This is a genomic window from Chitinophaga sp. CC14, assembly GCF_048957795.1.
Classification (GTDB): domain Bacteria; phylum Bacteroidota; class Bacteroidia; order Chitinophagales; family Chitinophagaceae; genus Chitinophaga; species Chitinophaga ginsengisegetis.
Genome location: NZ_JARBFY010000006.1, coordinates 667,135 through 683,389, shown reverse-complemented (window position 1 = coordinate 683,389; position 16,255 = coordinate 667,135). Strand labels below are relative to the sequence as shown.

Sequence of the window (16,255 nt, the reverse complement as noted above, 5' to 3'; positions counted from 1 at the left end):
TTTATATAGATTTTTTGGGCAGATGTTTTTATGGATGGCCATTCATAGCGCAGTACTCGCGCAGGCAGATAGTAACTTTCAGCAGACGCCTGTTCCACTGGCCGGCTACCTTCGCCTGGTGGCCACGCAACACCTGGGCTATGCCGCGCAGCAGTATAATGTGAGCATTGCCGCGGCAGGAATAGAAAGCGCCAAAGTATTTCCTGATCCCCAGCTTTCGCTGGATGGCTTCGACAACCAGCACCGGCTGCTGAAGTTATCGTATGGATATAACGCCGGCATCAGTACCACGCTGGAGTTGGGCGGCAAACGAAAAGCCAGGGTAGCATTGGCGCAGAGCGGGCTTGAACTGAGCCAGGCGCAATTGCAGGACTATTTCCGCCAGCTGCGTGCCGACGCCACCATTGCCTGGTATAATGCCTTGCTGCAGCAAGGGCTTTTGCGGGTGCAGCAACAGGCCGGCGATATTATGCGGCAGCTGGCTGCTGCCGACGCTATCCGGTTTCAGAAAGGCGTGATAACGGCAACGGATGCACGACAATCGGAACTGGAAGCGAACCAGTTGCTCAACAGCATATACCAGCAGGAGGCAGACTTCAAAACAGCACTGGTGCAGTTAAACATCAATACCGGCCGGTCACACGGTGATACGTTGCTGCTGCCCGCCGGTGGCTTTGATCACCTGGAAAGGGATTTCAACTTAGCCATACTGATTGCGGATGCGCAGGAAAGTCGCGCGGATATCCTGGCGGCTAACGCCACAAAAACCGTAGCGGAGAAAAGTCTCGCCCTGGTAAAGGCTAACCGGAAAATAGACCTCGGCATCAATGCCGGCGTTGGCTACAATGCCGCAGCTACCAGCGATATTGCTCCCACACCGCGTTACATTGCCAGCAGCGCGGGCATCTCTGTGCCGTTGAAATGGTCCAATCATTACAAGGGGGATCTGCATAGTGCGCAGTATGCCATCAAACAGGCCGGCGTGGCGTACAACCAGGTGCAGCTGCAAATCCAGGTGGAAGTAACCCAGGCATGGTACAATTATCATGCAGCACAGCAACAGGTGCAGCAATTTGAACATACGCTGCTCACCAGTGCGCAGCAGGTACTACAGGGAAAGATGTACAGCTATCAACGCGGGGAAACCTCGCTGCTGGAAGTATTGAACGCACAACGTACCTGGAATGAGGTGCAGCAGAATTACCAGGAGGCGTTGTTCCGCTACGCGGCCGCGCTGGTAGAGCTGGAAAGGGCCGCGGGCATCTGGGATATTTCCTGACACATCAGGACACTACAGGATAGTTTATTACAGGTATTCATTATCTTGTTCTGCTCCACGTTTAATTGTTCAATATGAAAAAATTCCTTGTTCCTGTTGCGGGATTATTTTTACTTACTGCAACAGCTTCCGCTCAAACTGCCAAAGGCCCGGCGCCACTGAAATTTGAAAAGCGTCAGATCGCTGCAGAAAGTTATGAATCCGTGGCAGTGATGGATGTAAACAATGATAAGGTCCCCGACCTGGTATCCGGCGCTTTCTGGTATGAAGGACCGGCGTATTTTAAGCGTCATTATATTGGCCCGGTAAAACAGTTTGGCGAGTACTGGGACGACTTCTCCACGATTCCGTTTGATGTAAACGGTGATGGCCGCATGGATTATGTGACCGGCGGCTGGTTTGGAAAAACGCTGGTATGGAAGGAGAACCCGGGGAACGACAAGGAATGGGCGGAACACGTAATTGCCACTCCCGGCAATATTGAAACCACCCGTTCGTGGGACCTTGATGGCGACGGCATACCGGAAATTATTCCCAACACGCCCAATGATCCGCTGGTGGTATATCATCATACCAAAGGCGCGTTTACGGCGCATACAGTACTGGACCGTAAATCGGGGCATGGCCTGGGCAGCGGGGATATTAACGGCGACGGCCGTACGGATCTCGTAGTGCCGGAAGGATGGGTAGAAGCGCCGGCATCGCCCTACAGCGCCGCCTGGACTTTTCACCCGGAGTTTAATCTCGGCACCGCCAGCGTGCCTGTAATAGTGGCCGATGTAAATAAAGACGGTTTGCCTGACCTCATTGCAGGCCAGGGGCATGATTATGGGCTCGACTGGTACGAGCAAAAGAAAGATACCAAAACAAACAAGCGGTTGTGGATCAAACATGCTATTGACCCTTTTAATTCGCAATACCATACCATGTTGTGGGAAGATATAGATGGAGATAATGAGCCGGAGCTGATCACCGGAAAGCGTTACCGCGCGCACAACGACCATGATCCGGGTTCCAGTGATCCCTGCGGCATCTATTATTTTAAATGGAACGGCGCTTCATTCACCAAACAGGTGATCAGCTATGGATCAAAAGGAGCAGGGTTATATTTTGTGACCCATGATCTCACCGGGTCTGGCAGAAAAGATGTGATTGTTGCCGGCAAGGATGGATTGTTTATCTTTTATAACAAGGGATCTTTATAAAAATACTGCCTGCAAGATAAGCAGGCAGTATACTGTGAAAAAAAATGTTCCTGCGGGTCAGGAATTATTCTTCGCCAGCCAGTTCTCAATGGCGGCTCCAATATTAGCAGTGAGGGTGGTTTCATTATCCTTGCCCTGCTCAAACCAATGGTTAGCTCCTTCGTTGTCCTGCTTTTTTTCCAGGTAAATAGTTTTCTCAGGAAGACGGACGATGAACACATCTTCGTCGCGGCGCGTAACCCCTGTTTCGTGGTTGTCGAGTTGTATGCTGAAGGTATTCATGGCTACAAAGTTTATCTTTTATGGTACAATCATTATGCCTTATGTGGGCTGGTTGGTCCTTTTTTTGTTTCTTCGCAGCTGAGTCCTCTTTATCCTATTTAACAAGACCAACAAAATGTGCGTATGATCATTAAAGAGTTACCTGTTGTTATTGAAACTCCGAGAGGGAGTGGTGAAAAATACGATTTCGACCCTGCATCCCGGTTTTTTGTACTCAATAAGATATTACCCGCCGGAATGGTGTTCCCTTATGATTTTGGTTTTATCCTTGGAACCAAAGGAGCCGATGGAGATCCGCTGGATGTGATGGTGATCTCCGAATTTAAAAGCTTTCCAGGCTGCCTGATTAAATGCCGTTTGCTGGGCGCCATCAAAGCAGAACAAAAGGAAAGGGATGGTACAGTAATCCGGAACGACCGCTACATCGCAGTGCCGGTGTTATCAAAGTTATATAAAGGAGTGGATGCCGTGTCGGCACAAACCATCCGTGAAATAGAACATTTCTTTATTACCTATAATGAGCAGGAAGGAAAACAGTTTACTCCACTGGGATATATAGAAGCAGCTCCTGCTTATGAGCAGATAAAATTTCCTGAAAAATAAATGTCGCGCCTACACTTTTGGGTCAAGGCGCTCCGTCAGCTGCGCTGCAGATATCTGCAGCGCGTGCCGGTATATTTTGTTATCCCCAGCCCTCGTCATACCGGGTGGCATGTGCATTTTTGGTGAAAATCTGCTTTCGACACGATTATTGTAATTATCATCCCAACGGTGCCGGTTTGGGTGATGGTGGGCGCCTCCCCGTTTGGAGGTACTGTAGCCGCCGCCGCTGTAGTGGTAGCTATTAACAGGAGCCTGGCCCGGATCTCTTTGAAAAGCAGTAAGATCAACCACGTGATAAAAGGACAGCATGGAATAAATGGTGATTGTGCATTTTATTACACGGTTTTATAGTTGATTGTGGAATTAATGGCATCCCCATAGCAAGGATCAACCAGTATATATTTTAGGATTATATATTTTGTACAATGATAAATGCCCCGACAAAGGCAACTTTAAGTGAACCGGCTACGGCGTCTGATAGGTTTCCCCCCGGTGGAGGTGAAACAGGTGAACTGATCCGTTCTTTTAACTGGAGCGCTACTCCCTTAGGGAGAGCGGACCAGTGGTCGCAAAGTTTAAAGACCTGTATACAGATTTTACTCTCCTCTGCGCAACCTATGCTCTTGTGCTGGGGCAATGAAAATATCTTAATATATAATGATGCCTGCCGGGAATTACTTGGCAATCAGCACCCTTTGTCGATGGGACAACCGGCAGCAACGGTATGGCCTGCCTTATGGTCAACCCCGGAAGCGGCTGTAATAACTCCACAGCTGCGGCTGATGCAGCCGGATGGCAGTTGCTACCAGTTTGACGGCATGCCTGTAAAGGATGATACCGGCGACACCGGCGCCTTGTTTATCGGCGTATCCCTGCATAACGGGAAAGCGCCTACGTTTGTTAAAACAGACCTTAGTAATTTCACCAGGACATTGCTGGAGCAGCTGGACCCGGTGATCCGGGAAGCGGGTCTCACCCTCGTTATTAACCTGGGGATTGTTTCGGAAGATGTGTATATAGACAGGGACATCTGGGAACAGATCCTGTTATCATTGCTTACTAACGCCCTTAGCTATACGTTGCAGGGGGGCGTAGCGGTAAGGCTTGGCCAGGAAGACAACCAGGTAGTACTTTCAATAGCGGATACCGGTATCGGCATTCCTCCAGGGCTGTTGTCTGAAATCAATGCAGCATTGCAGGGGCCGCCCCGGAGCCGTGGTGGCCTCACTGTAGTAAATGAAGGTATCCTCCTGCATGGCGGAGCGCTGCAGATCAGCAGCATTCCCGGCGAGGGAAGCACCTTTACCATATCCATTCCGGTTGGTCATGCACATCTGCCTGCTGCGGAAGTGGTTCACCATGCTGTCCCGGTACATAAGGCTTATCATGGTTATCTGCCGCAAATGACTTCAGCTATCCGGATGTGCCACGGGAAACTCCTGCAGCAACATACAGGGTCACATTATCAGCAACTGCTGGAAGCGCTGCCGGCCGCCGTATACACCTGCGACAAGGAAGGCCATGTACTCCTTTACAATACAGCAGCCGTTTCTTTATGGGGCAGAACACCCGTGGCAGGGGTAGATATGTGGTGTGGTTCCTGGAAAATATATGAACCCGATGGCATTACGCCCATTGACCTGGACAGCTGCCCGATGGCGGAGGCCATTAAAGGTGGCACACCGGTGAGAGGAAAAGTTATCATGATAGAAAGACCCGATGGCTCCAGGCGTATCATCCAGCCATACCCTGATCCGATATTCGATAGTGCCGGTAATCTCCAGGGTGCGGTGAATATGCTGGTAGATATTACCGACCAGAAAAGCGCGGAAGAATACGTATCCAAACTGGCGGCTATCGTGGAATTTTCAGATGACGCCATTGTCAGTAAAACGCTGGATGGTATAATTACCAGCTGGAACCCGGGCGCAGAAAGGTTGTTTGGGTATACTGCGGAAGAAATGAAAGGGGAAGCCATCACCCGAATCATTCCGGCCGACAGGCTGGATGAGGAATCCCGGATCATTGAGCAACTCAGGGCCGGCAACAGGGTAGATCATTTTGAAACAAAGCGTGTCACCAAAGACGGGCAGCTGCTGGACATCTCCCTGACCATCTCCCCGGTAAAAGATCTCCATGGAAATATAATAGGTGCTTCCAAAATAGCCCGGGACATTACGCAACAAAAGAGATTATTCCAGGCGCTCCAGGAAAGCGAATCCAAGTATATGCAGCTGGCTGTCAAACTGGAGGCAATAGTAGAACAGCGAACCAAAGAACTGGTGGAAGCCAATTTCTATCTCGAAAAATCAAACCGCGAACTGGAACAGTTTGCCTATGTAACCAGCCACGATTTACAGGAACCCCTGCGGAAGATCCATACGTTTGCCGGCATGTTGTTTAATGTAAACAAAGACATTCTTTCCGACACCTCCCGGATGTACATTGAGAAAGTAATGCAAAGCGCCAAACGGATGTCGCTCCTGATCAGTGAACTGCTGGATTACTCCCGGCTGGTACACGTAAAAGATCCGTTTGTGGAAACGGATCTCAACGAAATCCTCAAAAATGTAATGACAGATTTTGAAGTGATAATCGGTCAGCATGATGTAACCATCTCTGCAAAAGAACTGCCCCGTCTTACCGTAAGCCCCCTGCAGATGAACCAGCTGTTTCATAACCTCATTGGTAATGCTATTAAGTTTTTGTCGCCCGGAAGAAAGCCACAGATCAATATTCACGCAGAGCCGTTCAGTGTTGCTGACGCAGCCGCATTGCCGGATCTGGATAAAGGCAGGGAATACTGCACCATCACGGTAGCAGATAACGGTATCGGGTTTGACCAGATATATGCCGATAAAATCTTCCAGATCTTTCAACGGCTAAACGACCGTACTGTTTATGAAGGAACAGGAATAGGACTGGCCCTGTGTAATAAAATCGTACTAAACCATAAAGGAGGAATTTATGCGACCGGCGTACCGGATAAGGGCGCTGTTTTTAAAGTGATCCTGCCAGTGTAAGGGACATACCAAATCTGTTGTGTTTTTGTTAATTGTGTTTGTTTTTTGAAGAAAGGTGGATTATCGCGGGCCGCCGATTTTTTCAGGAACATTTCCTGCTGTACTTTTGCAACAGTTACAACTTTTCTTTTTCCTCGTTTGTTTTCATAGTTCGAATTGTTACCAATTTATCCTGCCATTAAACTGCCCTGCAATGAGAGAGAAATTAATCAGTTTACTAATTGATCCGGACCGTGACCGGCGTAACCAGTTCTATCTTGCGCTGGACCTCCTGAATGTAAGTAAAGCCTGCATTTCGCAGGATAACACCAGTAAAGCGCTGGACTATTTTAAGAAGCACCCCGACCTTGTCCCGGACTACATTTTTTTAGACAGCCTGTTACCTTCAGATGAAACGCCCCAGTTTCTGCGCGAGCTGAGAAAGATCAAACGTCTGAAACAGGTACCGGTTATCTGGTATGCAGCTTCCTTTGAACCCGATCAGCAGCAGGCCATCCGGGAAGCCGGATTTGCCGCAGGCTTGGCCAAGCAGAGCGACCTGTATAAGCTCAAAGGGAATCTTAAAGTACTCTTCCAGAGCGAACTGCAGGAAAATGTGATGCCGGACGAAGCGTCTGCTGCCACCCGCTTTAAGATGAAGATGAAGGAAATGTTACTGCAAACCCAGTCGTTACTGGAAGCGCCGGAACATCTGCTCACTCATTCCTGATTTATTTTATTCCGATTGCAATGCCTTCACAGGATTGGCCATCGCAGCTTTCGTACCCTGGAAGCTGATGGTGAGTAATGCAATGAGCGCCGTAAGGATGCCTGCTGCTGCAAACATCCACCATTGCAGCGATACCCGGTAATCGACATTGCGCAGGGCTTCCTGCATGGCCAGCACCGCCAGCGGTACCGTAATCACAAAGGCGATGAATACCGGTTTCAGGAATTCTTTGGCAAGCATGTACCAGATCCTGCCCACGCTGGCGCCCATAATTTTACGGATACCGATTTCTTTGCTACGCCGCTCCGCGAGGTAGGTAGATAAACCAAATAACCCCAGGCAGGAGATCAGGATAGCCAGGCTGCTGGTCCAGTTAAGCATGAACCCGGACGAACGCAAGCCTGTAAACATTTTCCGGTAAGCTTCTTTAGTGAAGCTGAATTCAAACGGGAACTCAGGATTACTTTTTTTGATAGCTACTTCTATTTTTGCAAGGGCTGTTTCCGGGTGCTCCGTTTTACGAAGCCGTACAAAAATATGGCTCATGGGGCCGGAGCCAAAATAGATGACCAGCGGTGGCGACGACCGGTAAGGGTTATTGACCACAAAATCTTTCACTACCCCAATGATCGGATTGTTACCAAGCATGGTACCGATCACCGGTTCTTTCAATCCCATTTTCTTTACGGCAGCTTCATTTACCAGGCATGCGGCGGAATCGCGGCCATACTCCGGGCTGAAATCGCGGCCTGCGGCGAGTTGCAGCCCGGCGGTTTTTACCCAGTCGTATTTCACCCAGGTAATATTAATGGAGAAGTTCTGATCCGCAGTTTTCCCGGGCCAGGCAATGCCATCGGTAGCGCCGCCAAATCGTAACAGGTCGTCCGTGCCGGCTGACACGCTTTCTATTTCAGGAATACGCAGCAGGTCTTCCTGCAGCAGGAGGTACTTGTTCGCCATTTCGCCGCGGGCGGGTATTTCCAGCAGGTTGTCCTGGTTGTAACCCACAGGCCGGTTTTCGCCATACTGCAACTGTTTGTATATAACGATGGTGGTGATAATAAGAAAAATGGAGATGATAAACTGGAACGTCACAAGGCTTTTCCGGAATAGTCCGCCACCACGATTGGTGGATATGACGCCCTTTAATACCTTTACGGGACGGAAGCCGCTGAGGAAAAACGCCGGATAGCTGCCGGCTACCAGGCCGGTGAAGAGGAGCAGTAACAATAACCCGGTCCATATCTGCCAGTTCATAAAATCAAGGCTGATACTTTTACCGGATATCCTGTTAAGTCCCGGCAGTGCCAGTTTCGCCAGCAGTATTCCCAGGAGCAATGCGCCAAAGGTGATGATCAGCGCTTCTATGAGAAATTGAAGGACGATAGTAATCCGCGATGCGCCCAGCACTTTTCTTACGCCTACCTCTCTTGCGCGGCGCTCCGCACGTGCAGTAGAGAGGTTCATGAAATTAATACACGCAATCAGTAAAATAAAAAGGCCGATGGTGCCCAGCAGCAGCATGATCTCTATACGCCCGCCGCTGGGCTTACCATTTTTGAACCCGCTGTGGAGGTGCAGCGCGGTGAACGGATAGGCAAACAGGTAGTTGATACTATCTGTAGCATTTGCTATCCTTGAGTCCTTCAGCTTTTTGTTAAAGCCCTCCACGCTGCTTCCCGGCTGTAACAGGGCGATGTTCCCAACACGGTAATTATCCCAGCGGTTGATCCAGTCGGCGTTCTCCAGTTCATAAAGGCGGAAGGGGAGCACTACATCAAATTGAATGGAACTGTTTTCCGGAGCATCGCGGATCACCGCTGCCACCCGGAGGTGATGCTGATTATTATGTTTGATAATACTGCCAATTGGGTCTTTATCGCCAAACAACCTATGGGCGGTACTTTCCGTAAGTATGATGGCGCCCGGGTCCTGAAGGGCGGTAACGGGATTCCCGGAAATAGCCGGGAAGGTAAAGATGTTAAAGTAATCAGGGTCGGCATACATACTTTGCTGGTAAATACTTTTCTTACCGGTGCTGAGCAGCTGCTGCCCGCCATATGCCTGACGTGTGGTATATTTTATTTCGGGGAACCCAAGTTTCATTTTCTCTGCCAGTGGCGCCGGGGTAGCGTCACCGGTAAACCATCTGCCATCGTGGTACGAATTACTCATCAGCTGGTAAATACTTGCTTTGTGCTGATGGAAGGCATCATAACTAACCTCCCCGTTGATCCATAACAGGATAATGATGCCCGTCGCCAAACCAATGGAGAGGCCACCAATATTGATAAGGGTGGAAAGTTTGTTTTTAAGGAGATTTCTCCAGCCGTGCCTGCAGTAGTTTTTTAACATAGCGGATAGTTTTGGGAGAAGAATGGGTTCTTCTATACTACCTGAAATTAACTGCGGGCACGGAACATTTATTTATAATGTGACAGAAGTTGCATTTGCTGTGATGAAAACAGCTTTGCGTTATGCCGGTTCCTGTTTCCTCCATGTCAGGATAAATCCTGCAGCTACCACCACCAATAATAATATAGACGATATGGTGGAGATCTTTCTTCCGAGGAAGAAAGTGGCCGGTTCAAAGCGGAACACGATTTCGTGTTTACCTGCCGGCACGACGAGGCCGCGCAGGGCATAGTTTACCCGGAGAATAGGCGTTTCTTTCCCGTCGATAAAGGCTTTCCAGCCGGCGGGGTAATAAATATCGGAGAACACCCCCAATCCTGCGCCGCTATTCACGGCAGTATATTTCAGTTCGTTGAGGCCATATTTATCGAGTACAATGCGTGCGTTGCTATCGGCGGCTGGAGTGAAGACGCCGGTAGTTTGCTGAAAGCGCTGGTCGATGATCACGGTATCTGCCGGGTTAAAATGATCGAGTGCTTTCATTTCCGCATTGGCATTGGGGGCCCACTGAATGGCTTTTACAAACCAGGCGTTGCCGAGTGCGCCGGGATTGCGTTGCGCAACCGGCTGACCGCTCTGCCGGTCGGGTACTATAAAGTAGCGGGTGTTCAGCATGTTGAACACCGCCATATTGTTTTTGGTGAGCTGGTGTTGGATGAGGTCTTCGTAGATCCATAGCTTCGCCGGGCTTTGCCCGCCGATGGATTTATGAAAGTAGCTCGTATTGGCATCGAGAAAAGGATTGGTAGTGGCGTTGAGCACGCGGTAATAAGGGTCCTTGTCGCGCAGGATCATTTCATCCGCAGGCGACGGGGCGATATAGTTTTCCAGGTTGGATGCTTCCATGAAGCTATCCTCATTGAGATAACTTTTATCTACCTGGAAAAGATCAAACAGCACTGCAAAGGCAATAATCCCTGCGGCGTATACCGGTTTTAATTTTTCTTTCAGGGAGAACCAGAGTGCTGCAAAAGCGATGAGTATAAACACCAGTGCGCGGATGCCATCGGCCCGCAGCATGGCGCTGCGGTCCTGTTTGAGGGCATTCAATAACCTGGCGGCGGGTATTTCGCCACCCAGCATTTGTGTATACCGGGCAAGGATGTTACTATCATTGGGGCCATTGAATGCATATACCATACTGCCGCCAATGGCCAGCAGTAATACCAGCCCGCCGGTTACATACAGCGTCATTTTGAGGTGTTGTTCCAGCCAGGCTTTTGTCTGCTTACCATATAATAACTCCTGTAAAGCCCAGCATGCGAGGATCACCATCGTAACCTGCGGAATTACCAGCGCCATTGTGGGTGCGCGGAATTTACTATATAAGGGAAGATGATAAAAGAGAAAGTTATTCAGTTCCGGGAAGTTGTAGCCCCAGCTGAGCACTATGCCGATAAGCGTGGCGGCTATCAGCCACCATTTATGCCAGCTGTGAACAATGAACAGGCCGAGTACAAACAGGAAGCAGATGATAGCGCCAATATAAACAGGACCACCGGTGAAGGGCTGGCCGCCCCAGTATAACTGCCATGAGGGCCGTTCTACGGCTTCCGCCGCCTTTGCAGGTGGTACGCCAATATCAGTGAGGGTTTGGTAAACATGAGAACCGGTAGACAGCTTTTCAGAAGTAGACCCGCCTACGAGATGGGGCAGCAGCATGGTAAAAGTTTCCCCCTTGCCATAGCTCCATTGAAATGCGTAGCCGATATCGAGGCCGCCGGATTTCTTCGGGGCTTTGTCGGGCTGGTCTGTTGTTAACTCCGACTGGCTGCCCCGGATAGTATAACTGGTATACTCTTTCATGATGAGCAGGTTATCCATTGAAGGGAGGATCGCCAGGATACCGGCAGCCACTAATATCGCCGATGCTTTGAAAAAGGCGGGTAACTGCTTTTCCCGGAAAGCGTGTATGCCCGCAGCTATTGCAAGGCATAGAGCGATGATGCCGGTGTAGTAGGTGATTTGCGGGTGGTTGTTGTAGATCATCACCGCTGCCGCCAGGGCAGTGAGACTTCCGCCAGCGAGGTATTGCTTTCGATAAGCGAGGATGATACCACCCAGTACCGGCGCTATATAAGCCATGCTCATTACTTTGGTGATATGCCCGGCATCGATGCTGGTAATGGTGAATGTAGCAAAACCGTAAGCGATGGCGCCGGTTATTCTTATCCAGTATTTAAAGTCGAGCACACATAGTAATACATACATGCCCATCATCAGCACAAAGAACATATCTACCGGGTTGGGGAGGTACAAAGCAAATACGCGGTTCAGGATGCCGACTTTATTGGTAGAGGGACCAGTGTAAATAACATAGGTGGGCATACCGCCAAACATGCTGTTGGTCCAGAGGGGAATATCGCCGGTAGCTTCGTAGTAATCGCCCGCTTCTTTTTGCATGCCTTTGTAATGCACCATGTCCGATTGCAATAATTGTTTGCCTTCCAGTACAGGGCTGCAAAACACAAATGCCAGGGCTACAAAGAGGAGCAAAGCGCCCAGGTGAGGCGTTAAAACTTTAAGCCAGGTATATTTCATATTGCGCTGGTTTTCATATTATTTAGAGAGGATAATTAATGTAGATTATAATTAATTATGCCCTTTTTGAGCTGTTGACTTAAAGTTTTACTTTAAGTAGATATCCGGGTATTGTTTACGTTATAAACAGGTACTTTTACAGGGAAAATATACACAGTAACCTTATTGAGATAGCAGCTCCAATGTGCGGGAGAACATGGCGGCTCCGCTGCCACGCCAGGCATCATGACCGGGAATTACATAAGCCGGGTTAGGAAATTGTTGTTTTACTCTTTCTACGCTGGCGGGCCATTCTTTTACATTGCCATCTGCGGTGTAGCCAATACTTTTTGCTTCGCTGCTTTTTATAAAGCAACCGCCGTACAAGACTTTGGTTGCGGGGAACCAGGCCACGATGTTATCTTTCGTATGTCCTTCACCGGGATAGTAAGTTTGAATTTTTACGCCGCCTATATTAAAAGTGGTGTCTTTGGTAAATACGTACTGCGCCTGTTTTTCTCCTTTGGCTTTGCACATTTCCAGGGTGGCAGTGCTGCTATAGGTTTTTACGCCCAGCTTTTTGAAGAGGTCGAGGCCGGCGGTTCTGTCTTCATGAAAATGAGTAACAATGCAGTAAATGATTTTGCGGTGGTGTTTCTTCATGATAGTGTTTACCAGTTGTTGGGTTTGATCCACGCTCCAGGGAGTGTCCATTACCACTACGCCATTCTTTGTTACCACATACACGCCGTTGGTAGGGTACACCACATTTTTGAATTCACCGTAAGACGTATATACGTAAAGGTTACCAGTGAGGTGGGCGGTGGTAATCCGGAACCTGCTGGTGTCCTGGGCAGATGTGGCGCCTGATATCAGCAGGGCGCAGATAAAAGCAAAAACTAATCTCATAAAAAAACAGGATGAGCAGCAAAACTACATATTAATCACCGGGCTGCAGCTTATTTTCTTCTTTTTAAACATTACCCTACTAAATTAGTAGATTATTCATATCTTACCGGTAAATCCCACACCCGTATGGATAACAGGCATACACAAACATTAATCAGCTTACTCCGGAAAACGCATCATGCGGAGTGGGAGGCCACGCCGTCTGCCCAGGATGCCATTACCTGGCTGAACGACCTGGTTGGTTTTTTATTCCCCGGAAATCATCTCCCCAAACAAACCTCCTATGAGGGCATCTTAAAAAAGAACCAGATAGACCTGGAAAACATCCTGCTCAGTTACCTGGACCCGCGCGAGGTACCTATAGAAGAAATTGTAAATGACTTTTATAACTCATTGGGAACCATATATCAACACCTTCGCCAGGATGCCGCTAAAATACATGAATACGACCCGGCGGCTACCAGTGTGAACGAGGTAATTGTGTCCTATCCGGGGTTTTATGCCATCACGGTATACCGCATTGCCAACCGGCTAACGCGACTGGATATACCGGTATTGCCGCGGATCATCAGTGAGTTTGCGCATGGCAAAACGGGGATCGATATTCATCCCAACGCCACTATCAATGTACCTTTTATTATAGACCATGGCACCGGTATCGTGATTGGCGCCACCAGCATCATTGGTTCCAACGTGGTGATATACCAGGGCGTAACGCTGGGCGCGCTGCATGTTACAAAGGACCTGTCGGACGTAAAAAGACATCCTACGGTGGAGGACAACGTGATCATTTATGCGCGCAGCACCATCCTGGGCGGCAATACCGTGATCGGGCAGGGCAGCATTATTGGCGGCAGCGTTTTTATCACGAAGAGCGTTCCGCCGTATTCGCAGGTGTTCAATACCCACCAGGTGCGCATTACCACCAAAACAGGCGTATAACTGTTCCACACAAATAGCGGTTGCATTCGCAGAAATATTTATATCTTAAGCCGAAAGATGACCGCCTCCGCGGCGGATAAAGAACTACTGACATGCGAATGAGCGTTTTGCCTGTGGGCATTTTATTAGCCATGCTATCCTTTTCTTCCGGGCTGAAGGCCCAGCAGGATACCCTGCAGCAACTGCCGGAGGTAGTAGTACAATCCTATTATTCAAAAGCTTCCCTGCAGCGTGTACCCACTGCCGTGAGTATCCTGTCGCCGGCCGATATGCAGCTTCAGCAGGGCGTTTCCCTGTTGCCTGCCATGAACACGGTGCCGGGTATACGAATGGAGGAAAGGTCGCCGGGCAGTTATCGTTTATCCATCAGGGGTAGTTTACTCCGTTCGCCCTTTGGTATCCGGAATATTAAAATTTATGCAGATGATATCCCGCTGACCGATGCGGGAGGCAACACTTATCTCAATCTTATAGACGCTGACGCGGTAAGTCGCGCCGAAATACTGAAAGGACCGGATGGCAGCCTGTTTGGCGCCAACTCCGGCGGGGTGGTACGACTGGATCTTTTCCCGCCGCCGGCAGACACCCATCATTTGCAGGTAAACCTGCAGGGAGGTAGCTATGGCCTGTTTCATGGCAGCGCGGCCTGGCAGCAGCAATGGAAAAACTACCAGGTGCAGGTGTTCCAGGGATACCAGCGGGCAGATGGCTACCGCCAGAATACTGCCATGAAACGGTCTTATACCCAAACGGCTCAACGCTGGGAATACAAACCCGGCTACGCCCTGAAGTTGCTGGCGTTTTATTCTGATTTGTCGTACCGCACACCGGGAGGGCTCACCCTCGCACAAAGTGAGGCCAACCCGCGTGCGGCGCGTCCGGGCACGCCGGCCACACCGGGCGCGGTGGCGCAAAAGGCGGGGATTTATAACCGCACTTTCCAGGGCGGACTGGTCCACGAAGCGCAGTTCACGCCCCGGTTGCAGCATGTGCTGTCGGTGTTCGGCGCCAACACCCATTTCGAAAACCCTTTTATCACCAACTATGAAGCCCGCGATGAAAATACCGCCGGCTTCCGCACCTACCTGCAATGGACCAATGATCCGCGGCGCACGTCCCTGTTCCAGTGGAAATGGCTGAATGGCGCAGAGTGGCAGCAAACCACCACCGACGTCATCAATTATGGTAACAAGCAGGGAAAGCGCGATACGGTGATGGCTGCCGATAAACTAAAAGCGAGTCAATACTTTTTCTTTACCCGCTTCCAGGCCAATGTGCAGGCGTTTACCTTTGAAGCGGCCGCCAGTTTAAATTATTATGGCTACAGCTACAACAGCAACGGGCACACGAAAATCAAATTCACGCCGCAGCTGATGCCGCGTTTCTCGCTGTCGTACCTCTTTACCCCGCAGCTAACGGGGCGCGTTACGGTAAGCAGGGGCTACTCCCCACCGGCTACGGCAGAAGTTCGTGCATCCGACAACGTGATCAATACGGCGCTGCAACCGGAAACCGGCTGGAACTATGAAGCCGGCGTACGCGCGGCTTCCCGCCATCATACGGCCACTATCGACGCGGCCTTCTTTTATTACAAAATGCAAAACGCTATTGTGCTCCGGCAGCACGACAGCGGCGAGGAGTTTTTTACCAATGCCGGCGGCGTTCAGCAGAAAGGGATAGAAGTACAGGGCATGTGGTGGCTGATGAAACCACGCACCGGCGGCGTATTGCGCGGCATCCGGTGGCAGGAAGGCTACACGCTGAGCGACTTCCAGTTTAATCACTATGTAAGCGCCGATGGGAAAGATTATTCACGGAATGCACTCACCGGTGTGCCACAGCATGTATTGGTGAGCAGTTTGTTGTGGCAGTTCCCGGCGGCGGTGTCGTTATATGCGCAGCATACTTTTACCAGCAGCATACCACTGAACGATGCCAACGGCGTTTTTGCCGGCGGCTACCACCTGCTGCAGGCCAATGTGAGCTGGAAATTACCACTGCGTTCCCGTTGCAGCATCAGTGTACGTGCCGGCGCCGATAACCTGCTGAATGTAAATTACAGCCTGGGTAACGATCTTAACGCTTTCGGAGGCCGGTATTACAACCCTGCGCCGGGAAGAAATTATTTCGGTGGCATCAGCATGCAGTTATAATAATCAGCTATTCACCACCACAGATCATGCAGCGGAACAATATTCCGCTGCATTTTTTTTGTGCAGTTGGGGAAGATAATGACCGTAGTGTGAAGGGACATCCTCACGGGGTATTGCGCACATGCAGCGACTTCCGGCGCCACGGGGTTAAAATTCCTGTCACAGCGGGGCCTGACATTAACAACTGCGTATTTAACAAAAGCGGCATAGAATTG

12 protein-coding genes are annotated in these 16,255 nt (G+C 49.9%); 8 read left to right on the top strand and 4 right to left on the bottom strand.

Annotated elements, in window-relative coordinates:
- Positions 1–22 precede the first annotated feature (22 nt).
- Positions 23–1,279, top strand: a complete 1,257-nt coding sequence (locus tag PV783_RS33205; protein ID WP_420991025.1) for a TolC family protein — start codon at positions 23–25, stop codon at positions 1,277–1,279.
- Between the two features lie 74 nt (positions 1,280–1,353).
- Positions 1,354–2,484, top strand: a complete 1,131-nt coding sequence (locus PV783_RS33200) for an FG-GAP-like repeat-containing protein (RefSeq protein WP_420991024.1) — start codon at positions 1,354–1,356, stop codon at positions 2,482–2,484.
- Between the two features lie 57 nt (positions 2,485–2,541).
- Here PV783_RS33200 and PV783_RS33195 read toward each other — a convergent pair whose 3' ends face one another.
- Positions 2,542–2,766 (bottom strand): hypothetical protein, encoded by a 225-nt coding sequence (locus PV783_RS33195; RefSeq protein ID WP_079472339.1) that lies wholly within the window; start codon positions 2,764–2,766, stop codon positions 2,542–2,544.
- Between the two features lie 123 nt (positions 2,767–2,889).
- On the opposite strand from PV783_RS33195, the gene PV783_RS33190 reads away from it, so the two are divergent.
- The 4 genes from PV783_RS33190 to PV783_RS33175 all read left to right on the top strand — a co-directional run bounded on the left by PV783_RS33190 (position 2,890) and on the right by PV783_RS33175 (position 7,101).
- Positions 2,890–3,369: an inorganic diphosphatase gene (locus PV783_RS33190; protein ID WP_420991023.1), complete on the top strand. Its 480-nt coding sequence runs from the start codon at positions 2,890–2,892 to the stop codon at positions 3,367–3,369.
- A gap of 168 nt (positions 3,370–3,537) precedes the next feature.
- On the top strand, positions 3,538–3,720 hold the full coding sequence (locus PV783_RS33185; protein ID WP_420991022.1) for a hypothetical protein: 183 nt from the start codon (positions 3,538–3,540) through the stop codon (positions 3,718–3,720).
- 74 nt (positions 3,721–3,794) lie between these two features.
- Positions 3,795–6,392, top strand: a complete 2,598-nt coding sequence (locus PV783_RS33180) for a PAS domain S-box protein (protein WP_420991021.1) — start codon at positions 3,795–3,797, stop codon at positions 6,390–6,392.
- A gap of 193 nt (positions 6,393–6,585) precedes the next feature.
- A complete protein-coding gene (locus PV783_RS33175) occupies positions 6,586–7,101 on the top strand; it encodes a hypothetical protein (RefSeq protein ID WP_420991020.1) in 516 nt (171 codons plus the stop codon).
- Between the two features lie 6 nt (positions 7,102–7,107).
- Here the strand turns inward: PV783_RS33175 and PV783_RS33170 are convergent, their stop codons facing one another.
- The 3 genes from PV783_RS33170 to bla all read right to left on the bottom strand — a co-directional run bounded on the left by PV783_RS33170 (position 7,108) and on the right by bla (position 12,945).
- Positions 7,108–9,456, bottom strand: a complete 2,349-nt coding sequence (locus PV783_RS33170; RefSeq protein WP_420991019.1) for an ABC transporter permease — start codon at positions 9,454–9,456, stop codon at positions 7,108–7,110.
- Positions 9,457–9,576: 120 nt separating this feature from the next.
- On the bottom strand, positions 9,577–12,057 hold the full coding sequence (locus tag PV783_RS33165) for a YfhO family protein (protein WP_420991018.1): 2,481 nt from the start codon (positions 12,055–12,057) through the stop codon (positions 9,577–9,579).
- A gap of 162 nt (positions 12,058–12,219) precedes the next feature.
- Positions 12,220–12,945 (bottom strand): BlaB/IND/MUS family subclass B1 metallo-beta-lactamase, encoded by a 726-nt coding sequence (bla, locus tag PV783_RS33160; protein WP_420991017.1) that lies wholly within the window; start codon positions 12,943–12,945, stop codon positions 12,220–12,222.
- 126 nt (positions 12,946–13,071) lie between these two features.
- Here bla and PV783_RS33155 point away from each other — a divergent pair, with 126 nt between their 5' ends.
- Positions 13,072–13,887 (top strand): serine O-acetyltransferase, encoded by an 816-nt coding sequence (locus PV783_RS33155; RefSeq protein WP_336389535.1) that lies wholly within the window; start codon positions 13,072–13,074, stop codon positions 13,885–13,887.
- Positions 13,888–13,979: 92 nt separating this feature from the next.
- Entirely contained in the window at positions 13,980–16,040 is a 2,061-nt protein-coding gene (locus tag PV783_RS33150; RefSeq protein WP_420991016.1) for a TonB-dependent receptor, read from the top strand.
- The last annotated feature ends 215 nt before the right edge of the window (positions 16,041–16,255 follow it).